Origin of the sequence: Marinoscillum pacificum (assembly GCF_024714495.1) — a bacterium.
GTDB lineage: Bacteria > Bacteroidota > Bacteroidia > Cytophagales > Cyclobacteriaceae > Marinoscillum > Marinoscillum pacificum.
Genome location: NZ_JAMZMJ010000001.1, coordinates 1577403 through 1604230 on the forward strand (window position 1 = coordinate 1577403; position 26828 = coordinate 1604230).

The window sequence follows — 26828 nt, forward strand, 5'->3', positions numbered from 1 at the left end:
TTCATCTTAGCTCAGAAAACCTAAAAAAACCGATAAGGTTATGCAGATAATTTTTGAAGTGTTCTTTCTTAGGTGATTTGCACACAATTTCAATCGATCCAACCAACCTTCCTTCTCCATTCAGTCACTTGCTGATGTCTTTCCTGGAGGTCTTCTGGAGCTCTTTGTCCTTCACTTTGGGCTCTTTGTCTAATTATCGTGGTTTGTTCAGCTATTGAATTGAGACCTATTTCTTTGCGTCTTTTATCCACTAAAGAAACATCATCCATCTGGTTAGGATTCAATTCACCATTTTCATTCCAATCAAATTGAGTTCCATAAAGCTGCGGATTGCCTTCCAATACAGCGATTCGGTCTTTCAAATAGGCGAGATCAATAGGATTTGCTTTTTGATGGTGTACTTCCTTTTCTAAAAGTGATGCACACCTGCGCATGAAATTAGGTTTGGATATGGCGTGTTGTATCACTAACCATGCAGCTTTCGAGGCCTCCTCTCCTACTTTCCCTTCGGTTGGAAAACCAATATCCTGTATAATTTCTTCTAAATCTTCAGCATTCTTGATATGCAAAGCCTCCATTTGCGGATGATAGCCATCAAACAGCTCACCGGATTGGATGAGATGATTACGGAGTTCTAAATCCGCATTACTTAATTCTATAATCTTGTTGGATAATTCCTTAATTGCCATCTGTGATCAATCTACAGGATTCTACATTCAGTTATCCTAAAAACGCCAGCGGTTTTCCACTGGCGTTTCACATATATGACTTTATTACAATTCTTATTTAGAAGTCACCATTCTTATCAATCAAACTATCAATTTCATTTTTGAGCTTTGGAAGATGAGCAATTAAGATTGACCATATATTTTCATCGGACACACTATCATAGGCATGTATGACATGATTTCTTAAACCAACAATAGATCTGGCATGACTAATTTTATCTTGATAGTTTTCGTCTCTTTTTAAAATTCGATTCAGTGCCTCTCCTATAATTTCTAAATCCCTTTCAACAGCTCTCTTGAGCATTATATTATTCCGATATTGAAGGAAATCCATATCCTTTCCATCGAAATAGCTTTCAATTTCAGTAATCGCTTGTTTTATATCATACAACCATTTCAAGGTGTATTCATCCATAAACCAATTCTTTGCTATTATTTATGGACTCAATAAGAATAGGGTTTTTTAACGCTTGCTCCTCCAACAGATCAATATCTCTTCCAAACAAGCTCGATAATTCATTTTTCAGATCCAGGTAATTATTAAAATACTCAGAAAGCTCTACTGGCTGAAATTTGACTAGAAAATCAAGGTCACTTTGGTTGTTGAATCTTGAACTTAAGGCAGAACCAAATAGATATAACTTATCTACATAGTGCTTTGCGCATATAGATTCAATACTATCCAAATGGTTATCAATGACTGTCATTAGTTAAAATTACCAATTTTCTCAATTTCCAACATCATCATATGATATAACAAAAAACGCCAGCGGTTTTCCACTAGCGTTTCCTTTCTTATCTTGAATGTTCTTAAAGCACTCCTTTTGTACTTGGCAAACTGCTCATCTCGTCTGGATTACGATGAATGGCCATTTTGATCGCTTTAGCCCATGCTTTAAATATCCCTTCGATCTTGTGATGCTCGTTATCTCCCTCAGCTTTGATGTTCAGGTTAGACTTGGACGTATCTGAGAATGACTTGAAGAAGTGCAGAAACATCTCTGTTGGCATCTCTCCGATCTTCTCACGCTTGAACTCTGCATCCCAAACCATCCATGGTCTGCCACCAAAATCTATCGCTACTTGTACCAGCACATCATCCATTGGCAACAAGAATCCGTATCTGTTGATCCCTTTTTTATCTCCTAAAGCTTTTAGAAAACACTCTCCTAAAGCCAGCGCAGTATCTTCAATCGTATGATGTTCATCAATGTGTAGATCACCCGAAACCTTCACCTTCAGGTCAATTCCACCGTGCTTGCCTAGTTGGTCTAGCATGTGATCAAAGAAGCCTAATCCGGTGCTAATTTCTGTTTGACCACTACCATCCAAATTCACTTCAATCTGTATATCCGTTTCCTTGGTAGTACGCTGAACTGATGCTTTTCTAGGCTTTAGAATCAAGTACTCATAGATTTCCTTCCAATTGTCAGTAGTCAACTCAGCGTCAGTCACAGGTTCTTTAGCAATGTGAATGGCCTTGCAGCCTATGTTTCTAGCCAGCTGAACATCTGTGGTTCTATCACCGATGACGTAGCTATTCTTCAGGTCATAATCACCTTTCAGGTAATCAGTCAACATTCCTGTACCTGGCTTTCTATTCGGATGATTGTCTGCAGGAAAGTGCTCATCAATATGCACCGCATCGAAGTTGATGCCCTGACTTTCCAGAGTACGCATGATCAGCTTGTGCACTGGCCAAAAAGTATCCTCAGGAAAGGCATCCGTTCCTAAACCATCCTGATTAGTTACCATGACTAACAAATAATTAGACTCTGCCTGCACTTTGCGCAAGTAGAAAAATACATCATTCAGGTAACTAACTTTATCTATGTGATCGATTTGCTCGTCTTCCGTTTCGTGGTTGATTGTACCATCTCGATCTATGAATAATATGGGTCTCATATCAATAAAATTCCTTTATTAAGTGTATTAGTCTGGTATTCTCATCTGGTGTTCCTACCGTCAGACGCAGACAATTTTCACAATACAGTTCTTTCGTCCTATTTCGAACGATTACCTTTTCATTAATTAAATAATCGAAGAGTTCCTGAACCTGATCAAAACGTACTAGTAAGAAATTGGCTGCACTCTCAATGATTTCCTGAACCTGACCTAGATCTTTCAGTTCATTAATCAATCGATCTCTTTCTGATAGCAAAGTATCCACTTTTTCGTTCTTCTTTGCCTCAGCATTTAAAGCTTCAAGAGCTAATTGTTGATTGGCTTGACTCAAGTTATAAGGTGGCTTGATTCGCTCCAGCATGGAAACAACATAAGGATCAGCCATAGCTACTCCAACTCGGATTCCCGCCATTCCCCATGCTTTGCTCAATGTCTGAAGCACCACTACATTTCGATAATTAACCAACTCGTTTATCCAACTAGCCTCAGGAGAAAAGTCGATATATGCTTCATCCACTACTACAATCCCTGGAAAGATTTTGACCAATTCCAACATTACCTGTTTATCGAGCAAATTACCCGATGGATTGTTGGGTGAACATAGAAAGAGTAGCTTGGAATGTCTATTGATCACCGCCTTGACGCCATTTAAATCAATCTGAAACTCCTTCGTGAGGGGAACTTTCACATTCTCAACCGCATTGATGGCTGAACTAACAGCATACATCCCATAGGTAGGAGGCAAAGTAATGATGTGATCTTCACCCGGCTCACAAAACAAGCGAATCAACAAATCAATGGGTTCATCACTACCGTTTCCAAAAAAGATGGAATTAGTAGCTACTCCTTTGATTTCAGACCATTTGTTTTTCAGTGCTTTATGGTGTGGATCAGGGTAGCGATTGTAAAATCCTTCCGTCGCTGATCCTAGCGAGTTTTCATTAGCATCTAAGAAAACCTCAGCTTCTCCTTCAAACTCATCCCTTGCTGAAGAGTAAGCTTTCACCGTCTTCAGGTGATTTCTTACCAGATTTTCCGGAGATACCATCTTCTCTCAATTTATTAAGTCGTACTGTAACTGCATTTTTGTGTGCATCAAGCATTTCTGCTTCTGCCATTCGCTCTACGGTTGGGCCGAGTAACATCAAACCCTCTTCTGTAATGCGCTGATAGGTGATCTTCTTCACGAAAGAATCTAGAGACACTCCACTGAAAGACTTAGCCCAGCCATTGGTAGGCAAAGTGTGATTAGTACCAGATGCATAATCTCCGGCAGATTCTGGAGTAAACTCTCCAACAAATACAGATCCTGCATTCACTACTTTTTCAGCTAATTTTTCTGGTTTATCGGTACTGATGATCAAATGTTCAGGACCATAGTCATTGATGATCTGAAGCATTTGCTTTTTGTCTTCAACGATAATCATCGCGCTAAGCTCTAAAGCCTTCTCAGCAATTTTCTTTCTGCTCAACTTGTCGAGTTGCTTCACTACCTCTTCATTGATCTCAGCAGTTTTCTTTTTGCTGGTTGATACCAAAACCACCTGACTATCAGGTCCGTGCTCTGCCTGAGCTAGTAAATCTGACGCTGCATATGCCGCGTTGCTGTGTTTATCTACAGCCACAAGCACTTCTGAAGGTCCTGCAGGCATATCTATGGCAACGTCTTGCTTGGCAAGCATTTGCTTGGCAACGGTAACATATTGATTACCCGGACCAAATATCTTATCTACTTTTGGAACAGTCTGAGTACCATATCCCATAGCAGCAATCGCTTGTGCTCCTCCAAGTTTCAGAACACGCTTTACTCCAACCAAATTAGCGGTATATAAAACCACAGGATTGATTTCACCCAATCGATTGGTAGGTGATGAAATGATCACCTCTTGGCAACCCGCTAGAATAGCTGGAACCGCCAACATTAATACCGTAGAAAATAATGGTGCTGATCCACCTGGCACGTATAGACCCACCTTTTGAATAGGAACAGATCTGCGGCTACAAACAACGCCTGGCATCACTTCCATCACTAGTTTACTTTGATGCTGTGCTTCGTGGAATTTCTTGATATTGGAATACGCCATTTGAATGGCTTCCTTCAAGGTATCAGGCACATGGCTGTCAGCAGTTGCAAACTCTGATTCAGAAACCCACAAGTCATCCAACTCGACGTGATCATATTCCAAAGCCAACTTACGAAGAGCCTTATCACCTCCTCGTTTCACTTTTTCCAATATGGGTTCTACTACCTTTTCAATCTTCGAAAAGTTGTAAGATGGTCTTTGGAGTATCTCCTTTAGCTTTTCAGCAGATGGATTCTCGTAAATAGCTATCATCTGATCATTTTTTCTATTGGGACTACCAATATACCTTCTGCACCAGCTTCTCGCAACTGTTCGATATTTTCCCAGAAAGTATCTTCATTGATCACAGAGTGTATACTGCTCCATCCTTTGTCTGCCAAAGGCAATACAGTAGGGCTACGCATCCCCGGTAGCAATTCGATAATTTTATCTAAAGATTCATTTGGTGCATTCAACAAGACATACTTGTTGTTTTTGCCTTCCAAAACTGAGTTAATTCTAAAAATCAGTTGATTTACCAGCTTTTGCTGATCTTCAGTCAGCGATTTACTCGCTACCATCACTGCTTCTGACTTCATCACGGTTTCCACTTCTTTCAGTCCATTACTCAACAATGTACTTCCAGAGCTCACGATATCACAGATACCTTCTGCTAAACCAATACCTGGAGCGATTTCCACAGAACCACTGATTTCGTGAACTTCTGCTGATACTCCTTTGCTTTTCAAGTAATCCTTAAGGATGTTTGGATACGATGTAGCTATATTCTTTCCTTCGAAATAAGAGATATCCTGATAGTCTTCTTCTCTTGGTACAGCCAATGAAAGACGACATTTAGAAAAACCAAGATGCTTAACTACTTCTACATTCTTTTGGTATTCATCATGTACATTCTGACCTACGATACCTATATCTGCGATTCCATCCTCCACATATCCGGGAATATCATCATCTCTTAGAAATAGAAATTCGATTGGAAAATTATGAGACTGTGCTTTGAGTTTTTTAACTCCGTTATTGAATTTGATACCACATTCTCTGAAGAGCTTCAATGAGTCTTCACTCAACCTGCCTGACTTTTGGACAGCTACTTTAAGTGTTGCCATGAGTTAGTAATAAAGAAATTAAGAAGATTGTTTTATGAATTACTGTTGTTTATTGTGCTAAACGCACAGGGGATGTGTCACTGCTTAAGAGCAATGATGATGATGGTGGTGATGATGTTTCACTACGTAATTCATAGGAGCAAATGTAAACCCTAAAAATCCAGAAAAACAAAAAACCCCGGAATTTCCAGGGTTAAGTTTTTATTATTCGTTTTCTAAACCATAAGTCCAAACTGGAACAGTGGCGTGATTGACGACATCTTCCGCAATACTACCAGCTAAGAAATGTCCAAGACCTCTTCGCTGCTTAGTACCAATTGCAATCAAATCAGCAGCAACATCTTCCGCATAAGCAAGCACTCCATCCTCTTCGTTGGAGTGATTGTATGTTTCGTAAGTACAATTTTCTAGACTGTGCTTAGCGATAAATTCTTCCATCTGCTTTTTATCCTGTCTGGTAGTTGTGAAACTAGCAGGTGTATTGATTTTCACCAATCTTAGCTTCGCACCAAACAACGACTGAAGTCCTTTCACATGATTGATGAAAGACTCAGACACTTCATGGAAATTAGAAGCAAAAACGATATCATTCACAGCCTCTAAAGTAGCCTCTGCACCTACTGTAATCACAGGAGCTTTAGAATAGCGAACCATTCTTTCTGCATTAGAACCTACGAAGAATTCTTCCGCACCAGAAGCACCAGTAGTTCCCATCACCACTAGCTCAACACCTTGAGTCTCAATCTCAGCTGCAAGTTCTTTGAATGGATTACCAAGTACGATCTTGTACTTCAGTGAAATGTCTTTATATGAAGCATCAGACATTAGCTCTTCCATGTTAGCTTCTGCCTTTTCGATCATTTTCTTAATCCAAATGTTCTCCATTGGATCCGCATCCGAAACACCCATTGTCTTGAAGTCTGATGGGGTCGGTTGTTCAATAATATTGATTAGCGTAACAGCCTCTGCTTTGGATTTTCTCGCAATCTGGGCAGCAAAATTCAAAGCATGTTTTGCTACATCTGAAAAATCGTAAGGAACGAGTATTTTATTCATCTTTTTGTGTTTGACGTTCTTGTAGAAATAAGACTAGCCTAAGTTAAACAAATCTGAGTTTAATACAATTGGAATCAAACTCAGAACAAAAGCTCTCCTAATCCAAACAACAAAACGAACAACAATGTTGTCAAAGCAAGCTGTTTTAAATAAGGATCTAACCCTTCGGAAGTCGTTTTGATTTTTACCGCACGTGCATTAAAAAATAACATTGGGCTAACTAGTAGGAAAAGGTAGGCACCAGGAGACAAATCCTTGATGACACAGTAAGCTAACATCGTTGCTACGGAACCAATGATTAAAAACCAGTGATATAGGATAGCTTTCTGTCTTCCGATACGAACAGGAATACTACTTTTCCCTGAAGCTTTATCCGATTCGATATCTCTAATATTGTTAACGTTTAGTACTCCTACAGCTAAAAAACCACAGCTCAATGCCGGCAATACTACCATTGGATCTAGAGAATTGGCATACAGGAAATAATTACCACCAACGCCTACCAATCCAAAAAAGATGAGCACGAAAAAGTCTCCGAGCCCAACATAGCCGTAAGGTCTTTTACCCACGGTGTATTTGATAGCAGCTGCAATTGCTCCAAGTCCAAGTACTAAAAACACGAGCACTTTAGACCACTGATCGCCAAAAGACAACCAAATCAGGTAAATCCCCGAAGCAAGTGACAGGAATGAAAACACATACAATGCTTTCTTCATTTGCTCTTTTGTAATTAAGCCGGAAGAAACTGTTCTTTTAGGCCCTGTTCTGTGCTCTCCATCTACACCTGATGAAGCATCACCATAGTCATTGGCCAAATTGGACAAAATCTGTAAAAACAAAGTGGTAATCAAACCCCAGGTAAGAATCACTCCATCAAAATAGCCATCAATTCCGGCTGTAAAAGCACCCATAAAGATGCATGAGAATGCTAATGGTAGCGTTCTTAAACGAAAGGCTTGTATCCAGGCTTTAATTGACTTCACAATCTATTACAATATCAAAATTTTTCGAATCGCTTCCAGCTGTTATCAGATTTGTGGCAGAAACACATTCCAATGACTGATTACTTCCAAAATAATCGACAACATCTGGACTAACCTCAAAATAATCAACATCCTCGGTTTCTCTAACAAATGAATAATTACCTTGAGTATCAGTTACCACTTCAAACTCCATTATTTTATCGTCACAACCAGTAGTAACACAAACTCTTGAGCTGTATCCTGTCACATAAAGCCGACCTTCTGAAAAAGGAGAATTAGTCGACTGAAAAGTAACTGTTCCAGCTACGTCAGTAACTTCAGCACTTTCATCACATGAAACAACAACCAACAATACAGCAATTAGTACTATAAATCTTTTCATTACATTCGTTCAGGTACGTGAATACCTAATAACGACATGGCAGACTTAATCGTATTTGCAACCGTTGCAGATAATGAAATCCTGAATTTCACTACATCCTTGTCATCTTCGTTGAAAATAGGCACCTCCTGGTAAAAGCCATTATAAGTCTTTGCCAATTCGTATGCATATCCGGCCACCAATGCAGGCGAATAATCTCCCGCTGCCAAGTCAATGATTTTAGGATACTCCGTCAACTTGTGAATCAAATCCAATGCTCTTGGATGCAAACTCGTCACTTTAGAAGCATCAAAGTTTTGATCAATTTCTAAAGAATTAGCTCTTCTCAAAATCGCCGAAATACGAGCGTGAGTATATTGGATAAACGGGCCGGTATTTCCCTGGAATTCGATAGACTCCTGTGGATTGAATAACATACGCTTTTTCGGGTCCACTTTCAACAAGAAGTATTTCAATGCACCTAAACCAAGCGTTCTGAATAACTCATCAGCTTGCTCATCAGTCATTCCTTCTATCTTACCAAGCTCTTCTGTTTGCTTGCGAGCGGTATCAAACATCTCCTGCATCAAGTCATCAGCATCAACCACGGTTCCTTCACGAGACTTCATTTTGCCAGACGGCAAGTCTACCATTCCGTATGAAAGGTGATACAACCCTTTAGCATAATCTCTACCTAGCTTATCCATGATAGAGAACAACACCTTGAAGTGGTAATCCTGCTCATTACCAACTACATAGACGGACTTATTGAATGAGAAATCATTATGTTTCAAATCACATGTCCCAATGTCCTGAGTGATGTAAACCGAAGTACCATCGCCTCTTAGCACCAACTTTTCATCTAGCTTTTCAGACATCAGGTCTGCCCAAACAGAGTTGTCATCTTTTTTGAAGAAAACTCCCTTATCCAGACCTTCCTGAATAATATCTTTTCCTAGAAGATAGGTATCAGACTCATGATAGACTTTATCAAATGAGATACCCATGGTTGCATAGGAGATATCAAATCCCTCATACACCCAACCGTTCATCTTCTTCCAAAGCGCTACAGTAGCCTCGTCACCATCTTCCCACTTCTTCAACATCGCTTGAGCTTCCAGCATCAATGGAGCTTGTTTCTTAGCATCTTCTTCAGACTTGCCATCGGCTACAAGCTGCTCTATCTCTTTCTTATACTCCTGGTCAAACTTCACATAGTAGTTACCAATAAGCTTATCGCCTTTGATGCCAGTTGACTCAGGTGTCTCTCCCTCTCCAAACTTCTCATAAGCCAACATCGACTTACAGATATGAATACCACGGTCATTTACCAGATTCACCTTTCTCACTTCATGACCTCTAGCAGCCAATATTTTGCTTACTGAGTCTCCAAGAAAATTATTTCTTAAGTGCCCAAGGTGAAGTGGTTTGTTCGTGTTTGGCGAGCTAAACTCAACCATTACTTTTTCTCCCGTTGGAGCGTATTGACCAAATGAAGTCTCTGCTGCAATGGCTTGCAATACATTCACCCAAGCAGATTCTGCAATAGACAAGTTCAAGAAACCCTTCACCACATTGTATGCTGAAACTATTGGAGAGTGCTCCTTTAAGTATTCACCGATTGCTTCACCAGATTGCTCGGGTCCTTTTTTGGTTTGTCTCAAATAAGGAAATACGACCAACGTATGAGTTCCTTCAAACTCTTTTCTTGTTGGTTGCAATTCAAAATCACTTGCATTCAATTCAAAATCAAAAAGGGTTTTGAATGCTTTTACAATCTCCTCCTTAAGTTGCTTGTCTATCAAATTCATCTCTCTATTTCTTAGGCAAAAATACTTCTGCCATCATACATCTGGCGCTTCCGCCACCTAAAGCTTCTATCGTATCTAAATTACTATGGAGCAACTGACCATGCTTGGACAGCTGTTCTTTTTGTTCTTCTGTCAATGCAGTAAATGCCGCTTCAGACATCACCACAAATTTATCACCTGTTGCGTTCTGCACTTGCAACATATTTCCTGCAAATCGGCTTTTTTGCTCTTCAGTGATATAAACTACTTCTTTATGATGCTTTTCAAGTGAATCAATCACTCGCTGGCGTTCCTCTTGATCATCAATACTGTCTGCGCAAAGCACAGCAAATGATTCTCCCAGACACATCATCACGTTGGTATGATAGATTGGAAGGCGCTGACCATTCACCGTTTGATTAGCAATGAAAGAAACCGAACTATATCCAGTCTTTTCCATGAACTCTGCCAGCACGTCTGGATTGGTTCTCTCAGAAATAGCTGCATAAGCAATCTTGTTCTGACGATCCAGGATCAAACTTCCCGTTCCTTCGAGAAATTTGTTATCCATTTCCCAGTCAAGAAAACCGTCAACAGACTCAATCTCAAACTTCTCACTCAATGATTCCAATAGATCCTCTCTTCTCTCCAATCGTCGGTTGATGGCATACATCGGGTACAACCAAACCTTACCACTTTCGTGAAAACTCACCCAGTTGTTGGGAAAAATAGAGTCTGGAGTAGATGGGGCCGGAGTATCATCAAATACCTCCACATTGACACCTGCAGTTCTGAGTTTAGCCACAAAGCCATCGAATTCTGCCAAAGCTTTGTCCTGTACTTGCTCGTTGCTGAGTCCTTCTATTTTTTTTTGATAATAGTTATTGACTGCCGTTTGTTCATTCATGTAAAATGAGACCGGACGAATCATCATCAAAGTATCGGTTATCTGTCTGCTCATTTTCTTCTCAATGGTAGTGTAGAACATCTCAACAAGCCCTCTTGCTTCGCGATTTCCGCATAAGGAATCTCTTCTACGGTCATTCCATGACTTCTGAACCAATCATTAAGTCTGGTGAAATTCTTTTCAGAAACCACTACTTCAGGAGAGATTGAGAACACGTTGCTAAACATGTGATACATCTCCTTTTTAGTAATGTGGAACAGGTTTTCCATTCCAAAAAGATCTACCAAATACTGGTAATCAGCTTCATCGAGGAATCCCTCTCTATGAATGATCGCTTTGCCTTTACCTACTGGCTGGAAACAACAGTCCAGATGCAAGGCATTGTCTTCCGCTACTGTATTGGATTTCGACAGGTTGAATTCTTTGACAATTCTGTTTGGAAAAAACTCTTTCAAAAAGTCAACACCTTCTTTATTTGTTCGTGCTGTGATGTAATCAGGATAGTCAGCACCTTTATAAGTACCCACAAATAAGTGTTCACCATGAATCATCACATCTCCACCTTCCACGTGCACTTCTGCAGGTGGTGTAATTACTTTATCCTTGTCTATTTGGCTAATCACATAGTCTATCGCCTCCAATTCAGGCTCTCTGTCTGGCAAAATATTGGATTTGAAGAAGTAATCATCTATGACAAATGCGATATCTCTCGCGAATATTTGATTCAGATCTTTGATCAATTCAGGTCGGTATACCTTCACTCCATGCTTCTCAAAAACTGCGTTGAAGGCATCCATCTCAGGGACCATATCTTGTTCTAATGGATAAGTACCATCCTTGATATGCTCTGCAGATTTGGGATCATAAGCATCTTCTAGCTTAGGAGTGCCGCCGAAACTTTCAGCTGTACCTAGTACCACAGCCTCCAGGGGTGATGTTTCGTCTTTTATATTAAGCTTGATCATTTGTTGGTTATTTGAAAATCAGTCCGCAAAACTAAAAGATTGAAAACATATTTGCGTCTCATCAAATATTAATATTAGCGGCACAGTGTTTTGCATTTTTTTTGTCAATATTGTGCCTCCTTTTATACTTTGAAAATCTAATGCCTTTCTTATGAAAAGCTACGCAGACTTAATTGAACAAACGTTCTACTTTCCGACCAAGGAATTCAGGGTTGAAAACAATCAACTTTGGTTTCATGATGTCAATCTCATGGAAATCATCGAGCAGTACGGTACTCCACTGAAATTGAGCTACTTACCGAAGATTAGCCAGAACATTCAGTTTGCGAAAAAGATATTCAATGACGCTATAGAAAAGCAGAAATACGACGGCACATACACCTACTGCTACTGTACAAAATCATCTCACTTCCGATTTGTATTAGAAGAAGGACTAAAAAATGACATCCATTTAGAGACCTCTTCTGCTTATGATATTCCAATTATCAGAAGGCTTAATGAAACTGGTCATTTCTCAAAAGACAGAATGGTTGTTTGTAATGGGTTTAAAAGACCATTATATCTTCAATACATCGCTGAGATGATCAATGATGGGTTTAAGAACACTATGCCTGTTCTTGACAACCTTGACGAGTTAGCTTATTACCATGACAATGTAGAAGGTGAATTCAAAGTTGGCATCAGAATCGCAGCTGACGAAGAACCAAATTTTGCATTCTACACCTCTAGATTAGGGATTAGATATGGAGACATTGTTCCTCATTATAAAGAAATGATTGCTGGCACCAAAGCCAAATTGAAATTGCTTCATTTCTTCATCAATACAGGAATTAAGGACACAGCGTACTACTGGAGTGAACTAAGCAGATTCATCTACAAATACTGTGAATTGAAGAAGATCTGTCCTGATTTAGATACTATTGATATCGGTGGTGGGTTTCCAATTAAGAACTCTTTGGGCTTTGAATATGATTATGCTTACATGGCTGAGCAAATCATTTCCAATATCAAATGGATCTGTCAGAAGAACCACGTTCCGGTTCCAAATATCATCTCTGAATTTGGATCATTTACCGTTGGTGAAAGTGGAGCAACCATTTACAGTGTATTGAACTCTAAGCTTCAAAACGATAAGGAACTTTGGTACATGATGGATGGATCATTCATCACGCACATGCCTGACGTTTGGGGTCTGAACGAGAAATTTATCATGCTTCCAGTTAACCATTGGGACAATCCTTTCCACAGAGTAAATATTGGTGGGTTAACCTGTGACAGTCAGGACTATTATGACTCTGAGGCGCACATTGGTGAGGTGTTCTTACCAAGAACGGATGAAGACGAAACATTGTATTTCGGTTTCTTCCATACAGGAGCTTACCAGGAGTCTTTAGGTGGTTATGGAGGTATCCAACACTGTTTAATCCCTGCACCTAAACACATTATCATCAACAAAGATGAAAATGGTAAGGTAACTTCTGAATTATTTGCGCCAGAGCAGGAAAGTGAGCAAATGATGAAAATTTTAGGATACGGAAAGTCTTAAAAATCAGTTATATTAAAAAGTAACCGTGCACAGAAACCTCGTCATCATACCAACATACAACGAAAAGGAGAACATCCGTGATATTACCAATGCGGTAATGACGCTTCCGGTACCTTTTGAATTGTTGATCATTGATGACGGGTCTCCTGATGGCACCGCTGATATCGTAAGAGAACTGCAAACAGAGTTCCCTAACAGAATTCATTTAATAGAACGAGAAGGTAAACTAGGATTAGGCACCGCCTACATCAGAGGATTCGCCTTTGCAGTAGAACATGGATATGACTATATCTATGAAATGGATGCAGATTTTTCTCACAATCCAAACGACTTAGTAGCTCTTTATGAAGCTTGTGCAAATGGAGGTGCTGACCTGGCTATCGGCTCGAGATATATCAAAGGAGTAAATGTGGTCAACTGGCCAATGGGACGTGTATTGATGTCTTACTTTGCCAGCATCTATGTTCGATTAGTCACAGGTTTGCCAATCAAGGACAGTACTGCTGGTTTCAAATGCTACCACAGAAGCGTTTTGGAAACCATAGACCCAGAGAAAATTCATTTTATTGGTTATGCCTTCCAGATTGAGATGAAATTCACCGCTTGGAAGCACGGCTTCAACATTGTAGAGGTGCCAATCATCTTTACAGAGCGTGCTAAGGGCAACAGTAAAATGTCAAAAGGCATCTTCAAAGAAGCGATCTTTGGAGTCATTCAAATGAAGGTTAGAAGCCTGTTCCGAAAGTACCAACCCTATCACGTAGTGTAAGAATCAATCGAAGCGAATCGCTTTAATTGGTTTGATTCTAGAAATCACTCCTAATGGAATAAAGAGTGTAACTGCCGTGATTAAGATTACAAAAGCATTGATCCACAAAACAGCACCAAAGTCAAATAAGATTGGCACATGATTCATGTAATAGTTCTCTGGGTCTAATGGAATCAGCTCAAACTGCATCTGCACCCAGCAAAAGCCAAGACTGATCAAGTTACCCCAAAACAAGCCTCTCAATATCAGATGGAATCCATTAAAGAAAAAGATGCGCCTTATCAAACCATTGGAGGCTCCAAGCGACTTTAACACCCCTACCATCTGAGTACGCTCCATGATTAAAATGAGCAAAATACTGACCATATTAAATGACGCAACGCCCAGAATCAAAGAGAAGAAGATAATCACGTTACGATCCAGCAAACGCAGCCAATCAAAGATCTGCATGTATTTATCGCTAACCTTGTCCACATAAAGATCTGTGTCCGTATTCTCAAAAACGACTGTTTCAGCTTCATCCATTTTATCTGGATCATCAAGGAACACTTCAATCCCACCTACTGTGTGATCTCCCCAATCATTTAACCTTCTAACCAAATTGATGTCGCCAAGAATGACTTTGTTATCAAAGTCTTCAAGTCCAGTCTCGTAAATCCCCGTTATTGTCAATTTCCTAAAACGTGGAGGAGTCTGGTAAAACAAAACCAATACATCGTCACCAACACCTAGCTGTAAATAATTCGCAATTCTAGCACTGACAGCCACTTCTGTCCCATATCCCTCTTTTGGGAATTGGGGGAAACTTCCAGCAATCATGTGCTTATCAAATGATGTTGTATCGAAATTCTGATCCAATCCTTTCAAAATCACTCCCTGAACCTCCTCTTCTGTCTTTAACAGGCCTGCTTTGAAAGCATAGGTTTGAGCATAATCAACCCCAGGAAGACTCAAAAGAGACTCCATTAAAAAATCTGAAGCGATAATACTTGATTGTTCATAAGAAGTGGAAAGCGTGTATTTGCTCACTACCAGATGACCACTAAAGCTGTAGATTTTTTGCTTGATCGTATTCTCAAAGCCTTTCAGAATCATAAATGAACCAATCAACGCCGCCAATGCGACAGCCACACTTACTACACCGATCCTATTGATGACGGTGGAGAAAGATCCGGTATCATTTTTGGTAATTCTTTTAGATATGAAATACGGTAAATTCAAGATTCGTATTTTTGAGAGATGCAATATTACAAGATATCTAAATTGAAGTCTGTTGTATTAACAATCTTTTTGCTAATAACAGAACTTCTATGCGATGCCCAAGAACTAAAAACTGGTGCTGATCAACTGGACATCCTTACCCCAAAACTGCAAGGAAAGTCTGTTGGTTTGCTCGTCAACCACACATCTGTTGTAGGTAAAACCCATTTAACAGACACATTATTATCTCTTGGTGTTACTATTCCTAAAGTGTTCAGTCCAGAGCATGGCTTCAAAGGTAATAAGCCAGATGGCGAGAAAATAACTGGAGAATCCTCTGAAAGTTTTCAATTGATCTCGCTATACGGTGATGCGAAGAAGCCAACACCTAAACAACTAGAAAACCTTGATATCATGATCATCGACATGCAGGATGTTGGCGTGCGATGTTATACATACGCATCTACCATGACCTGGATGATGGAAACTTGTGCGGAAGTTGGAATACCCGTTATCGTATTGGATAGACCTAATCCAAATGGCAGTTATGTAGATGGACCAGTTCTAAATGAAAAGTATGAATCGATTGTTGGACTGCATCCCATCCCGTTGGTACATGGCCTAACACTTGGTGAACTAGCCTTGATGATTAATGGTGAAGGATGGCTAAGAGATGGATTGAAAGCAGACCTTGAGATTATTCCGGTGAGTGGATGGGATCATAGCATACCTTATTCTTTACCAATAGCACCTTCACCTAACCTACCCAATGATCTTGCTGTTTCTCTTTATCCTTCATTAGTTTTATTCGAAGGAACTGTGGCTTCTGTGGGAAGAGGAACGGACTTTCCTTTTCAAGTGATTGGGCACCCAGATTTCAAGGGTGGATTTTTCGGCTTCACTCCACACCCCAATGCAGGATCCAAGTATCCTCCACTGGATGATAAACTCTGCGTTGGAATAAGTTTTATTGGTCAGGAACTTAAATATGAGCTGGATATCACTCAGTTGATCAACTTTTATCGCAATACCGAGGTAGATGAGTTCTTTCTCGATTTCATATACAAGCTATCAGGAACTGATAAACTCAAAAAGCAGATAATGAGTAAGAAAAGTGAGTTGGAAATACGATCCAGCTGGGAACAAGATCTGGCCGCATATAAGCAAATGCGCGAGAAATATCTGCTGTATCCTTAATTACAAAAGCTCTTTCAAAAGATGTTATTTAGATCTTTTGAAAGAGCTTATTATAATCCTTTAGAATCGATACCTTCCACCGATTCCACCCTGGAACCAGAATGAGAACGGATTATCGATGATTTCTAAAAAGAGCACTGCATCACCAAAAATAGACACTGGCACATCTGGGAAAGTATATTCCAATCCTATCACTGCATCTGCACCTAAATCCACATTGGTCACACGCTCACCTCTTGCTACATACCAGTTGTTGTCACCATTTACTCGGTAGCGATAATCATATTCATAGCTTTGAGACCTGATTTGACCACCAAAACCATAATACCAATCCAATCCAGTAACTGACTCATCACCAATTTTGGAAATCTTATTGTGAATTAAATAATGAGCCTGAAATCCGATTGGTTGAGACGCCTGAACTCCCAAATACTGGATATCTGAATAGTTATAGTTTTGATCCAGATACCAATCATTAAAGTTGTTATTGTAAAAGTTTCCGTTGAAATAGTGAGTTCGTCCCAAACTGAATTCGAAGGCTGTGGCGCCCATGTATCTTTTCAGAGTAACTCCAGTTGGGTCTCCTAGTCTTAAACCGATTCCCCAATCACTTTTTTGATATTGGGCAGTTGACACGTGTACCATCAAGAATAGTCCTAGTACAAAGAACAAAAATTGCTTCATTTGCTGATTTGAGTTATTAATTAGTATCAAGTAGGCTTTATCAAAATCCATGCTAAACAATTAACAGGTTTATAATTCGATAAAAGCGGGCAAATCTAGGAAGAAACTCAAATCAAAAGACTTAAAAAATTCACTTACTGGTTCAATGGGAATGATTTATGCTTCAATCAACTTATTGACAGATATATCAAAAACAAAAGAGCCATCAAAAGTAATTTTAATGGCTCCTTTCATATCATCTAAAAGATTATTGAGCTCGCCCGTTCCGAACTCGCAAAACTTTAATTTGATCATTTACATAGTAGTCACCTAATGTTATGAGGCACAGTCAAAAAACACCGGAAGCAACTACATGAATCACATCACAATTTGTCCATGGACTCCTTATACATTCTAAAAAACAAGAATGGTAAGAATCCGAATCCAAAAAACAGGAATGAGAAAATCAGTAGAATATTGGCTCCCATAAGGTGATTAAACTTAAAAAATGTAGCAGCCACAAAAAGCAACAAACTCAAGAGTCCTAAAATCCACTTCATTCGTTCAGATAAAGCCGAATGAATAAGCTCCTTATATCTATTGACCAACAACATCGGTACAAATACAAAGGCTAAACCAAAAATCCCCATGTAAAGCATGGAGGTAGCTCCAGGCCAGTGAAGTAACTTAAATAGCATCCCTAGTGTAAAGGATGCGGAAAAAATAAACCCAGAAATGTAGGTCAATCGTTTCATGTTCATAATTTTGTTATAGTTAAGTAAAAAAAGAGTTTCATTTTGAATCTCACCATACCCGTTCGGTGAGGTTTGTAGAAATGCTTTTTGATAGGCCTGTTCGAAAGACAGGCCTTTTTTTATTTCGATTTCCACAAGGCAGCACATGTGATCCAGCAAATCATCCCGCAATTCTTTGCTTTTCACTTCGCCTTTAAGGATTTCTTTCTCAATAAAGTCTACTTGTGCATCTGTTATCATAAAGCAGGCATTTTGTTCAAATCAGTGAATATTACTTTCTGGATAGTCGCTAAAAAGTCCTTCAACTCAGCAATTTGTGCGTCTTTCTCCTTCTTCCCTTTTTTGGTTAAGAAGTAATATTTCCTCACACGCTTACCAATACTCTGCTCTTCATAATCCACAATTCCATCATTCAACAACTTGTGAAGCGCCGGGTAAAGCGATCCGTCTTTAAGCAATATTTTACCATCGGTGAGTTCCTTCACTCGCTGTGATATTTCATAACCATACATCCGGTCATTCTCCTCCAACAACTTCAATACCATCACTCCGATAGTGCCTTTCAGCAGTTCTTTTGAATACATAGAACAAATATACATAGAAATACGATGTATCAAAATTCTACGTATAAAAAGTAGCACGGGTTTACTAGCTTTGCGAGCCTATGAAGGATCTAAGGATTGTGTTTATGGGTACGCCGGAGTTTGCGGTTCCCTCATTGCAGAAGTTGGTTGAGAATGGTTTCAACGTAGTAGCGGTCATTACCGCACCAGACAAACCACAAGGAAGAGGCAAGAAGCTTGGAACCTCTCCTGTAAAGGACTATGCAGTTTCCGCTAACATTCCTGTATTACAACCGACCAACCTTAAGAGTGAAGATTTTCAGTCTGAACTCAAATCTTATGAAGCAGACCTTCAGATTGTCGTTGCTTTCCGCATGCTTCCTGAAGCAGTTTGGGATATGCCTCCTTTAGGGTCTTTTAACCTTCATGGATCTTTACTTCCGAACTATAGAGGTGCAGCTCCTATCAATTGGGCGATTATAAATGGAGAAAAAGAAACCGGAGTAACCACTTTCAAACTCAAGCACGAGATTGATACTGGGAACATCCTGCTTCAGCATGTAGAGCCTATCAACTACGAAGACACCTTAGGAACTGTCTACGAACGCTTGATGAACAAAGGCGCTGACTTGATTGTAGAATCTGTCAAGAAAATACAGAGTGGTGACTATGAGCTAAAACCTCAACCTCAGGTAAGCGAAGACAAACATGCTCCTAAAATATTCAGAGAAGACTGTGAGATCAATTGGGATCAGCCATTAGAAAAAGTGAGAGACTTTATTCGTGGACTAAGCCCATATCCTGCCGCCTGGACAACCTTAGATGGATTGACCTTCAAAGTATTTATGGCAGAGAAATCGGGAAGAAATTATAAGGCTTCTGCGGGATCATTTCATTCAGATGGCAAGAATTACATTGATGTAGTCACTGCTGACGGAGCTTTATCACTCACTGAGGTTCAGCTACAAGGAAAAAGAAAAATGCTCACCGAAGAATTCCTCAGGGGTTACCATTGGAAGGACGAGCACTGAAATATTGTATAGGTAGAGAAAGGGGACCAATAAGCAAAGACAACAAAATCCATTCATAAGGATCTTGTTTCTGTTTACTGGCCAGAATCACGTTACCCAACACAGATATAAAACAAATTGCAAGGAGTGCGATTAACATTGTATTTATTTTTCTTTGAATACGATTAACAGAAACGAAAGGTTATGAAGATATCCATGATAGCAGCCATGGGGCAAAACAGAGTAATTGGCAAAGACAATGACATCCCCTGGCACCTGCCTGATGACTTTCAATACTTTAAAAAGACAACTGAGGGTCATTACGTACTCATGGGTAGAAAAAATTACGAATCGTTGCCTCCGAAGTTTAAGCCACTCCCCAATCGTCCGAATGTAGTCATCACTCGAAATGAGTCATATGATGCTCCTGGAACTGAAGTGGTCAATAGCCTGGAAGATGCGATTGAAATAGCTAGAAAAAACAACGAAGAAGAAGTATTCATCATTGGTGGTGGCGAGATTTACAAGCTTGGTTTAGCTTATGCAGACACCATCTACCTTACTGAGATTAATGGTGAGTTTGAAGGACAAACCATATTTCCAGAATTTGACAAATCCGAGTGGAAAGAAATCAGCAGAGAGCATCATTCAACAGATGAACATCACAAATATTCGTTCGATTTCGTAATTTATGGTAAAATCTAACGAATCATGAACTCACAAAAAAAACTCCTAAGCATTCTACACATTGTATATGGCTCTCTTACCCTCATTACATTGTTAATCGTCAACCTGGCGCTGGAAGTAGCCCTGCCATTCATAGAAAATGAAGTTAGCGGAGATGAATTACGACTTATCAAAACTGTCTTTCTATTCGTTCATTCTTTGTTTTTCATTTTAATTATACTTTTCCCCCTACCCTCTATTGTTGGTGGAATCGCTCAACTGAATGGTAAAAAATGGGGATTGACTGTAATGATGATTTCAGGATGCTTATCTCTATTGAGCGTACCAGTTGGAACAGCTCTTGGAGTGTTCACTATCTACGTATTTACGCAATCCAGCAAGCAAGAACAAAATGACTAAAATTAAAGATCAGGTAATAATGGTAACTGGTGCCTCATCTGGCATTGGTGAAGCACTCGTATATGAGTTATCAAAGCAGGGCGCCAAGTTGATTATTTCAGCCAGGCGTCGGGAAGAGCTAGAGCGTGTCAAAGCAAACTGTCAAATGCCTGATCAAGTGAATATTCTTTCTTTAGACCTGGCGGATAGCTTCGCCATTAGCCAAAAAGCTAAGGAAGCGGAATCAATCCATGGCCATATTGATATTTTGATCAACTGTGGAGGCATTAGCCAAAGAGAAAAAGTGATCAAAACCAACATGGATGTGGATCGAAAAATCATGGAAGTCAATTACTTTGGAACCATAGCACTTTCTAAAGCCCTTCTTCCAAAGATGATAGAGAGGAAATCTGGACATCAAGTGATCATCACTTCTGCCGTTGGCATAATTAGCACACCATATCGCTCAGCTTATGCAGCATCCAAGCATGCATTGCATGGCTTTTATGACGCACTAAGAGCAGAGCACCATGCTGATGGACTAAAAATAAGCATTATTCTTCCAGGCTTCGTAAGAACTCAAATTAGTGTCAATGCACTGACCGGAGACGGAAGTAAGCAAAACAAAATGGATGACGCACAAGCGGGTGGTTTATCTGCTGAAGAGTGCGCCGTTAAAATCATCAAGTCTATCGAAAAGAACAAAGAAGAAGTTTATATCGGTGGATTTAAAGAAGTGGCGGGTATCTATGTAAAAAGATTCTTCCCTACCTTGTTCTCAAGAATAGTCAGAAAAACAGCCGTAACATAAAACTCCATTGAATCTTCATCGCTCATATTGGCTTATCTTCCTTTTTTGTATTTCAGGGTTTATCCTAAATGCACAGACCAATTCGTATGAAAGGGGCTGGATTTATATAAAGCTTGATCAAATCACCGCACAAGGGAGGCAATCCAACGTTTTAAATCTGAGCGATATAACTGGAGTCCAGAAATTCGAACCATTACGAAAAAATGTCACTGCACTCCGAAGCGAACCATCGATTCTCGATGGACTGTACAAAGTACAAATAAGCAGTGAACTTGACATTCAGCAACTCTGTGACAATCTGGAGCAATACAGCAATGTATTTTATGCGGAACCCATCCATCAAGAAGAACTCTTATACATCCCAAATGATCCAGCCATAAGTGCAGGATCTCAGGATTATTTGGACATCATCAACGCATATACGGCCTGGGACATAACCCGAGGAGATACTTCGATGATCATTGGAATCAGCGATACAGGAGTTGATTATTTTCACCCTGACTTAGTCAATAAAATGTATGTCAATGAAGCTGATCCTCCTAACGGAATCGATGATGACAACAATGGCTACATAGACGATTATAGAGGCTACGACTTTGCAGATAACGACACTTCAGCACTCCCAGGAAGTGACTATCATGGGACAAGAGTGGCCGGTATCGCAGGAGCTGAAGCAGACAATGGCTTTGGAATGGCTGGAGTAGGAATCAACCTCCAGATTGGAGCACTCAAAATCTTCAAATCTGAATCTGGTAGCTCCTCTAACGCTTATGAATCTATCATCTATGCTGCTGACAATGGATTTGATGTAATTAACCTGTCGTGGGGTTCCGCCAACAGCTTTTCACTTGCCGCTCAGGATATTATCAACTATGCAGTAAATGAAAAAGATCTGATCATCGTAGGTGCTGCAGGAAATACGCCTCAAGAATTGGATTTTTATCCTGCCAGTTATGACAATGTGCTTTCCGTTGCTTCTACTGAGCTAAACGACACCAAAGCTTCTTTCTCTACTTTCAGTTATCACGTAGACATTTCGGCACCTGGAAGAAGTATTTATGGCACCACTAGCAATAACGGCTTTACTTCAGGTGATGGCACCTCATTTAGTAGTCCAATGGTTGCAGCGACAGCAGGATTGGTTAGGTCAAGATTTCCAGAACTTACGTCAAGACAAGTCATAGAACGTATTCGTGTCACTGCAGACAAAATCGATGAACTTAACCCAGACTTTGAAGGGCAAATTGGATTTGGTAGACTCAACATGGAACGTGCTCTATCAGCAAGTTCTGATACGTTGAAATCCATTAGGATTAAAGAATCTAAGGTCTACACAGATTTGGGTAATTCGATTTATTTTGGAGATTCCATTTTCATAGATGTGACCATCATCAACTATCTGGCGGATGCTACTCCTCAAATATCACTTGCTTCCTCTTCTGAATATTTAGAATATGGTTCTACGAAAATTCAATCTAAGACTCTAAAGGCTTTTGACGAGACGACAATAACACTCAAGGCTCGCATCTCAGACAATACTCCCGCTAACACCTCCATTCCAATTGAGATTATTTTTGAAGACGAGTACTATTTGGATCATAGTTATGTAGTGATTCAAACCAATTCAGACAGAGCAGATCTTCAAAATGGTGTATTAGGTTTTACAACAGGGGGAAACGGAAATCTTGGCTATAGTAATGACGGCTTTTTCAATGGCCTTGGCCTCAGTTACAATGGAATTAACATGATGAGCCGAATTGGTTTCTTTGTGAGCATAGACTCTAATCAAGTATCAGACAATTTCTATTTAGATATCACCAGCGGTCAGCGGCATGCAGATTTTAACACTAAAACTTTAGTCAAACCTCAATACCACGGAGCAATTGACTTCTTTTCATCTAGCACTTTTGCTGATGATTCAGCCAGTATGCCGGCAGGAATAAATATCCAGCAAAGAACCTTAATGGACTCTGCTTCGAAATATGTGATTCAGGAATACTTCATAGGCAATACTGGATCATCCAATCTGGAAAACTTAAGCATTGGACTATTTACAGACTGGGATCTCAACGATGCAGAGACGAATAAAAGTTACTACAATGACACTTTAGCTACAATCATCAGCTATGACTCTATCAATAGTCTGTATGTAGGAATCACTTCCTACTATGATCGTTCACCAATACATCAGGCTATTGATCAAAATTCTTACAACAACAATCAATTAGACATTACTACAAGCTGGACAGATAGCTTAATTCACCTTCTCTCCACACAATCTATATATGATTCTGCAGGTTGGTCGAGTGGTAATGATATCGCTTCGATGATTTCTGATGATTCTGTAAGCATATCCTCAGGCGCTGCAACGAAACGAGCATTTATCATCGCTTTTGCCAACTCAATAGACGAACTAGCCAATCAATTGGACTCAGGAAAATTAGCCTATGAACTGTATTTAGGCACCCCACTACTGTATGAAGAGTATTTTAGTTGTCTTGGTGCATCACTTACAATTAACCCTCAAGGCGGCGATGAATTTGAGTTTTTCACCGATCCATTCGGCACCAATGTAATTGCAACTGGAGACACATTGATTACCGGCAGCATTTCACAGGACACCTCCTATTATTTGAGAAAACTGGATGACTTATCAATTGGAGATATATACCGCTTAGATATCAGTCTGGTCGACCAAGTTGCCAATTTTTCCATGTCTACAGATACCTTATTTTTAGATGCCAACGCTAATAGTATCTCCCTGACAGATAGGAGTTTTCTCCCAACAGATTGGTTATGGGATTTTGGAAACAACCAACAGGCAACACTTCAAAATCCAATTGTAGGTTATGCAACCCCTGGAACCTACACAATTACTTTACAGGTAAATAATGAACTTGGATGCACCTCCTCTATTTCGAAAGAACTTCTTGTAGCAGTTCGACCTGATCTACCGGCCATTGAAGACCTATTGGTGTGCTCAGGCGCAAGTCCTGTCATTTCCGCTTCTAACACTGACAGTCTGGCTTTTTACATTACTGCTGATGATGAGTCTCCAATCTACGAAGGTCAAAGCCTGCAACTAAACAACCTTAGCAAAGACACACTCATCTATATCACAAATACTTCAGGACCTTATGAAAGCTTAAAACTGCCCTTAAACATAAGCACTCAGGATTACGCTGCTTCATTCACTATCACTGTAGACACTACACAACAACAAACATCCGCCATTTTGATCAACACTACTGAAGACATTTATGAAAGTGAGTGGACACTAGACGAAACAATTATTGGCACATCTGACACTTTGACCATTGAGGTTTCTTCAAACTCGTTAAACCTTGGTCTTACCAGCACCTCCTCCTTAGGTTGCCAAAGCAGCATCAGTCAAATTATTAATTTAACAGCATCAGAAATACCATCTATTACTAATCAAGTTTATTGTTATGGAGAGGATGCTATGATTTCACCAGAAAATGGACAATATTTTGCCTTCTACTCTGATGCTGAGCTATCTCAATTCCTCGAAAAAGGCACTTCTCTAAAAATTGATAGTCTAATAGAACCTACCTCAATCTATGTTACTGGTATAGACAAGATTCTTCCCTCTGAGGCGCTTGAAATTAACATAACTCCTCAACTGCCAGAGGCAACCATTTTATCGAACCCTGACACGCTATATTTAAGCGAAGGATTAACAGTTACGTTTACCCTAAACAATAATGAATTGGAGTCAGTTGACTGGTTTGTCAATGGTGAATATTTTGATAACACTTTTGAGCCAATCGTACTATTCCAAAGTGAAGGCATACAATCCATCAAAGCCGTAGTGAAAGACGCTGATGGATGCTCCAATCAAGACTCACTTGTCTACCAGGTATTAAAAGAGCGAGAAATTATTGTCTTAGGAGATCAACCGGATAACCTCTTGATTTACCCTAATCCCGCCAACAAAAATCAATCGATTTTTATCAAAGGATACGAAGGAACAATAAACATGAGCATCTTCAATGTCGAAGGAAAATTAGTTTTTCAGAAAAAGGTAGAAACAAAAAATCCACTTGACATTTCATTTCTGTCAAGTGGAAATTACACGATTATTTTAGAATCAGAAGAGTTTAAAACTTCGAAGAAACTAATCATTCGCTAATTAGCGAACTACAACTTTCTTTACGAGTTGATCACCCTCTGTTGTATTCATTTTTATAAGGTAAATCCCTTTTTCCAGATAATTACCTGTAAGTTCAACTTCTGAACCGTGATTTTTTACAAACGAAAGACTCTTACCTTGCTGGCTTCCGGACAAACTATAAATCTCAACATCCTTCACTTCGAACGCTCTATTCGCATTAATAGTGATCTTATCTGCCGTAACTAACGTTGGATACACATTAAAACTCATTGTATTATTTGAAACTCCAGTTTCTACTCGGATAGTTTCAGAATACTCATATTCACCATCATAGTCCACTTGCTTCAACCTGTAGTACGAAATAGCAGCTACCGCTGAAAAGTCAACAAATGAATAGTTTACCTGCTCATTAACTGTTCCACTTCCTTCTACTACTCCAATACTGTAGAAGTATACTCCATCTTCAGATCGCTCAACCTCAAAACGGTCGTTATCTTTTTCTGAAGCCGTAGCCCAGGTTAAATCCACATTAGGACTAGTAGATTTACCCGTAAAGAATAGAAACTCAACAGGAAGAGGTGTCGCTCCTCCACCAGTTACAAAATCCTCGATTTCCTGCGATCCTCCTGTTTCTGAAATTTGATTGGTAGGTAACTCTCCACCATCATTATCTACATTAAAACCGGAAGTAGAACTACCATCAGTTGTATATAGAGTTCCAGCACCTGTAACATCACCAACAGCTGCACCGCCACCAGATGGATCGGCCAAAACATTCCCCGTCACAATCACCATCCCACCAGTACCAATGTCAATTCCAGCATGGTTTTTTCCCATATCTAAATCACCAAATATAATAAGCACATTACCAGCTCCAACAGACACTGTAGCTCCACTGGTGGAATTAAATATTACATTTCCGTAAACCACAAGTGTATCATTTATAATCAGGTCTTTGTTTGTTCCTGAAAAGGTCAATCCAGCATCTGAAATAACGTAAGACTCTATGGTAATATCTGCCAGATTTGTATAACCAGGGGAAGATCCTCCCCATGTTGCTCCATCGATCCACTTTCCATCTGTAGTACTAGTTGTCTGTGCCATCACAGATAGCGTGAAAAAGAAGACTAAAAACGTAAAAAATAATTTCATAATTGCTGCTTGTCTGTTGTGCAAATCACTTACGTAATTCACGCATTTGCTGGATTGAAAATTTTGTGGAGGCACTA

27 protein-coding genes are annotated in these 26828 nt (G+C 39.7%); 8 read left to right on the top strand and 19 right to left on the bottom strand.

Features of this window, described 5'->3' with window-relative positions; all coding sequences use genetic code 11:
• Window positions 1–89: 89 nt before the first annotated feature.
• The 13 genes from NXS00_RS06840 to NXS00_RS06900 all read right to left on the bottom strand — a co-directional run bounded on the left by NXS00_RS06840 (window position 90) and on the right by NXS00_RS06900 (window position 11885).
• Window positions 90–689 (bottom strand): DUF6624 domain-containing protein, encoded by a 600-nt coding sequence (locus NXS00_RS06840; RefSeq protein ID WP_258098383.1) that lies wholly within the window; start codon window positions 687–689, stop codon window positions 90–92.
• 97 nt (window positions 690–786) lie between these two features.
• Window positions 787–1143 (bottom strand): HepT-like ribonuclease domain-containing protein, encoded by a 357-nt coding sequence (locus NXS00_RS06845; protein WP_258098384.1) that lies wholly within the window; start codon window positions 1141–1143, stop codon window positions 787–789.
• On the bottom strand, window positions 1136–1435 hold the full coding sequence (locus tag NXS00_RS06850) for a nucleotidyltransferase family protein (RefSeq protein ID WP_258098385.1): 300 nt from the start codon (window positions 1433–1435) through the stop codon (window positions 1136–1138). The genes NXS00_RS06845 and NXS00_RS06850 overlap by 8 nt, the downstream gene beginning before the upstream one ends.
• A 103-nt stretch (window positions 1436–1538) precedes the next feature.
• A complete protein-coding gene (gene hisB / locus NXS00_RS06855) occupies window positions 1539–2633 on the bottom strand; it encodes a bifunctional histidinol-phosphatase/imidazoleglycerol-phosphate dehydratase HisB (RefSeq protein ID WP_258098386.1) in 1095 nt (364 codons plus the stop codon).
• A 1-nt stretch (window position 2634) separates the two neighbouring features.
• Window positions 2635–3681, bottom strand: a complete 1047-nt coding sequence (hisC, locus tag NXS00_RS06860; RefSeq protein ID WP_258098387.1) for a histidinol-phosphate transaminase — start codon at window positions 3679–3681, stop codon at window positions 2635–2637.
• Window positions 3611–4966, bottom strand: a complete 1356-nt coding sequence (gene hisD / locus NXS00_RS06865) for a histidinol dehydrogenase (RefSeq protein WP_373418659.1) — start codon at window positions 4964–4966, stop codon at window positions 3611–3613. The genes hisC and hisD overlap by 71 nt, the downstream gene beginning before the upstream one ends.
• Window positions 4966–5823, bottom strand: coding sequence for an ATP phosphoribosyltransferase (gene hisG / locus NXS00_RS06870; protein ID WP_258098389.1), 858 nt, complete (start codon window positions 5821–5823; stop codon window positions 4966–4968). The genes hisD and hisG overlap by 1 nt, the downstream gene beginning before the upstream one ends.
• Before the next feature lie 204 nt (window positions 5824–6027).
• The gene (locus NXS00_RS06875; protein ID WP_258098390.1) at window positions 6028–6879 is read right to left on the bottom strand and encodes a universal stress protein; all 852 of its coding nucleotides are present in this window, start codon (window positions 6877–6879) and stop codon (window positions 6028–6030) included.
• Between the two features lie 80 nt (window positions 6880–6959).
• Window positions 6960–7862, bottom strand: coding sequence for a 1,4-dihydroxy-2-naphthoate polyprenyltransferase (locus NXS00_RS06880; protein ID WP_258098391.1), 903 nt, complete (start codon window positions 7860–7862; stop codon window positions 6960–6962).
• Window positions 7849–8244: a hypothetical protein gene (locus tag NXS00_RS06885; protein ID WP_258098392.1), complete on the bottom strand. Its 396-nt coding sequence runs from the start codon at window positions 8242–8244 to the stop codon at window positions 7849–7851. The genes NXS00_RS06880 and NXS00_RS06885 overlap by 14 nt, the downstream gene beginning before the upstream one ends.
• On the bottom strand, window positions 8244–10034 hold the full coding sequence (argS, locus tag NXS00_RS06890) for an arginine--tRNA ligase (RefSeq protein ID WP_258098393.1): 1791 nt from the start codon (window positions 10032–10034) through the stop codon (window positions 8244–8246). Before argS ends, NXS00_RS06885 begins: the two co-directional genes overlap by 1 nt.
• 4 nt (window positions 10035–10038) lie before the next feature.
• Window positions 10039–10974, bottom strand: coding sequence for a citrulline utilization hydrolase CtlX (ctlX, locus tag NXS00_RS06895; protein WP_258098394.1), 936 nt, complete (start codon window positions 10972–10974; stop codon window positions 10039–10041).
• Complete coding sequence (locus NXS00_RS06900; RefSeq protein WP_258098395.1) at window positions 10971–11885, bottom strand: dimethylarginine dimethylaminohydrolase family protein; 915 nt, start codon at window positions 11883–11885, stop codon at window positions 10971–10973. The genes ctlX and NXS00_RS06900 overlap by 4 nt, the downstream gene beginning before the upstream one ends.
• Window positions 11886–12036: 151 nt before the next feature.
• Here NXS00_RS06900 and NXS00_RS06905 point away from each other — a divergent pair, with 151 nt between their 5' ends.
• Together NXS00_RS06905 and NXS00_RS06910 are read left to right on the top strand one after the other, a co-directional pair.
• The gene (locus NXS00_RS06905) at window positions 12037–13431 is read left to right on the top strand and encodes a type III PLP-dependent enzyme domain-containing protein (RefSeq protein ID WP_258098396.1); all 1395 of its coding nucleotides are present in this window, start codon (window positions 12037–12039) and stop codon (window positions 13429–13431) included.
• Between the two features lie 25 nt (window positions 13432–13456).
• Window positions 13457–14200: a polyprenol monophosphomannose synthase gene (locus NXS00_RS06910; protein WP_258098397.1), complete on the top strand. Its 744-nt coding sequence runs from the start codon at window positions 13457–13459 to the stop codon at window positions 14198–14200.
• Window positions 14201–14203: 3 nt separating this feature from the next.
• Here the strand turns inward: NXS00_RS06910 and NXS00_RS06915 are convergent, their stop codons facing one another.
• On the bottom strand, window positions 14204–15421 hold the full coding sequence (locus NXS00_RS06915) for an ABC transporter permease (RefSeq protein WP_258098398.1): 1218 nt from the start codon (window positions 15419–15421) through the stop codon (window positions 14204–14206).
• Between the two features lie 69 nt (window positions 15422–15490).
• On the opposite strand from NXS00_RS06915, the gene NXS00_RS06920 reads away from it, so the two are divergent.
• Window positions 15491–16597: an exo-beta-N-acetylmuramidase NamZ family protein gene (locus NXS00_RS06920; protein ID WP_258098399.1), complete on the top strand. Its 1107-nt coding sequence runs from the start codon at window positions 15491–15493 to the stop codon at window positions 16595–16597.
• A gap of 60 nt (window positions 16598–16657) precedes the next feature.
• On the opposite strand, the gene NXS00_RS06925 is transcribed toward NXS00_RS06920, so the two are convergent.
• From NXS00_RS06925 to NXS00_RS06940, 4 genes are all read right to left on the bottom strand, one after another.
• The gene (locus NXS00_RS06925) at window positions 16658–17281 is read right to left on the bottom strand and encodes a hypothetical protein (protein ID WP_258098400.1); all 624 of its coding nucleotides are present in this window, start codon (window positions 17279–17281) and stop codon (window positions 16658–16660) included.
• Window positions 17282–17437: 156 nt separating this feature from the next.
• A complete protein-coding gene (locus NXS00_RS06930; protein WP_258098401.1) occupies window positions 17438–17575 on the bottom strand; it encodes a hypothetical protein in 138 nt (45 codons plus the stop codon).
• Window positions 17576–17643: 68 nt separating this feature from the next.
• Window positions 17644–18255: a GldL-related protein gene (locus NXS00_RS06935; protein WP_258098402.1), complete on the bottom strand. Its 612-nt coding sequence runs from the start codon at window positions 18253–18255 to the stop codon at window positions 17644–17646.
• On the bottom strand, window positions 18252–18599 hold the full coding sequence (locus tag NXS00_RS06940) for a PadR family transcriptional regulator (protein WP_258098403.1): 348 nt from the start codon (window positions 18597–18599) through the stop codon (window positions 18252–18254). The genes NXS00_RS06935 and NXS00_RS06940 overlap by 4 nt, the downstream gene beginning before the upstream one ends.
• Window positions 18600–18679: 80 nt before the next feature.
• Between NXS00_RS06940 and fmt the strand changes: the two genes are divergently transcribed.
• From fmt to NXS00_RS06965, 5 genes are all read left to right on the top strand, one after another.
• A complete protein-coding gene (fmt, locus tag NXS00_RS06945) occupies window positions 18680–19609 on the top strand; it encodes a methionyl-tRNA formyltransferase (protein ID WP_258098404.1) in 930 nt (309 codons plus the stop codon).
• A 183-nt stretch (window positions 19610–19792) separates the two neighbouring features.
• Window positions 19793–20293, top strand: coding sequence for a dihydrofolate reductase (locus NXS00_RS06950; protein ID WP_258098406.1), 501 nt, complete (start codon window positions 19793–19795; stop codon window positions 20291–20293).
• 6 nt (window positions 20294–20299) lie between these two features.
• Window positions 20300–20674, top strand: coding sequence for a hypothetical protein (locus NXS00_RS06955; RefSeq protein WP_258098407.1), 375 nt, complete (start codon window positions 20300–20302; stop codon window positions 20672–20674).
• Window positions 20667–21464 (top strand): SDR family oxidoreductase, encoded by a 798-nt coding sequence (locus NXS00_RS06960; RefSeq protein ID WP_258098408.1) that lies wholly within the window; start codon window positions 20667–20669, stop codon window positions 21462–21464. Before NXS00_RS06955 ends, NXS00_RS06960 begins: the two co-directional genes overlap by 8 nt.
• 7 nt (window positions 21465–21471) lie before the next feature.
• Window positions 21472–25617, top strand: coding sequence for a S8 family serine peptidase (locus NXS00_RS06965; protein WP_258098409.1), 4146 nt, complete (start codon window positions 21472–21474; stop codon window positions 25615–25617).
• Here NXS00_RS06965 and NXS00_RS06970 read toward each other — a convergent pair whose 3' ends face one another.
• Window positions 25618–26751 carry a T9SS type A sorting domain-containing protein gene (locus NXS00_RS06970; protein ID WP_258098410.1) on the bottom strand — a complete coding sequence of 378 codons (1134 nt, stop codon included), beginning with the start codon at window positions 26749–26751 and terminating at the stop codon, window positions 25618–25620.
• Between the last annotated feature and the right edge of the window lie 77 nt (window positions 26752–26828).

Bases quoted from the DNA above. Each gene is read 5' to 3' on its own strand.
- NXS00_RS06840 (WP_258098383.1), bottom strand. From the start codon at position 689: ATGGCAATTAAGGAATTATCCAACAAGATTATAGAATTAAGTAATGCG.
- NXS00_RS06845 (WP_258098384.1), bottom strand. From the start codon at position 1,143: ATGGATGAATACACCTTGAAATGGTTGTATGATATAAAACAAGCGATT.
- NXS00_RS06850 (WP_258098385.1), bottom strand. From the start codon at position 1,435: ATGACAGTCATTGATAACCATTTGGATAGTATTGAATCTATATGCGCA.
- hisB (WP_258098386.1), bottom strand. From the start codon at position 2,633: ATGAGACCCATATTATTCATAGATCGAGATGGTACAATCAACCACGAA.
- hisC (WP_258098387.1), bottom strand. From the start codon at position 3,681: ATGGTATCTCCGGAAAATCTGGTAAGAAATCACCTGAAGACGGTGAAA.
- hisG (WP_258098389.1), bottom strand. From the start codon at position 5,823: ATGGCAACACTTAAAGTAGCTGTCCAAAAGTCAGGCAGGTTGAGTGAA.
- NXS00_RS06875 (WP_258098390.1), bottom strand. From the start codon at position 6,879: ATGAATAAAATACTCGTTCCTTACGATTTTTCAGATGTAGCAAAACAT.
- NXS00_RS06885 (WP_258098392.1), bottom strand. From the start codon at position 8,244: ATGAAAAGATTTATAGTACTAATTGCTGTATTGTTGGTTGTTGTTTCA.
- argS (WP_258098393.1), bottom strand. From the start codon at position 10,034: ATGAATTTGATAGACAAGCAACTTAAGGAGGAGATTGTAAAAGCATTC.
- ctlX (WP_258098394.1), bottom strand. From the start codon at position 10,974: ATGAGCAGACAGATAACCGATACTTTGATGATGATTCGTCCGGTCTCA.
- NXS00_RS06900 (WP_258098395.1), bottom strand. From the start codon at position 11,885: ATGATCAAGCTTAATATAAAAGACGAAACATCACCCCTGGAGGCTGTG.
- NXS00_RS06905 (WP_258098396.1), top strand. From the start codon at position 12,037: ATGAAAAGCTACGCAGACTTAATTGAACAAACGTTCTACTTTCCGACC.
- NXS00_RS06925 (WP_258098400.1), bottom strand. From the start codon at position 17,281: ATGAAGCAATTTTTGTTCTTTGTACTAGGACTATTCTTGATGGTACAC.
- NXS00_RS06930 (WP_258098401.1), bottom strand. From the start codon at position 17,575: ATGATCAAATTAAAGTTTTGCGAGTTCGGAACGGGCGAGCTCAATAAT.
- NXS00_RS06935 (WP_258098402.1), bottom strand. From the start codon at position 18,255: ATGATAACAGATGCACAAGTAGACTTTATTGAGAAAGAAATCCTTAAA.
- NXS00_RS06940 (WP_258098403.1), bottom strand. From the start codon at position 18,599: ATGTATTCAAAAGAACTGCTGAAAGGCACTATCGGAGTGATGGTATTG.
- fmt (WP_258098404.1), top strand. From the start codon at position 18,680: ATGAAGGATCTAAGGATTGTGTTTATGGGTACGCCGGAGTTTGCGGTT.
- NXS00_RS06950 (WP_258098406.1), top strand. From the start codon at position 19,793: ATGAAGATATCCATGATAGCAGCCATGGGGCAAAACAGAGTAATTGGC.
- NXS00_RS06955 (WP_258098407.1), top strand. From the start codon at position 20,300: ATGAACTCACAAAAAAAACTCCTAAGCATTCTACACATTGTATATGGC.
- NXS00_RS06960 (WP_258098408.1), top strand. From the start codon at position 20,667: ATGACTAAAATTAAAGATCAGGTAATAATGGTAACTGGTGCCTCATCT.
- NXS00_RS06970 (WP_258098410.1), bottom strand. From the start codon at position 26,751: ATGAAATTATTTTTTACGTTTTTAGTCTTCTTTTTCACGCTATCTGTG.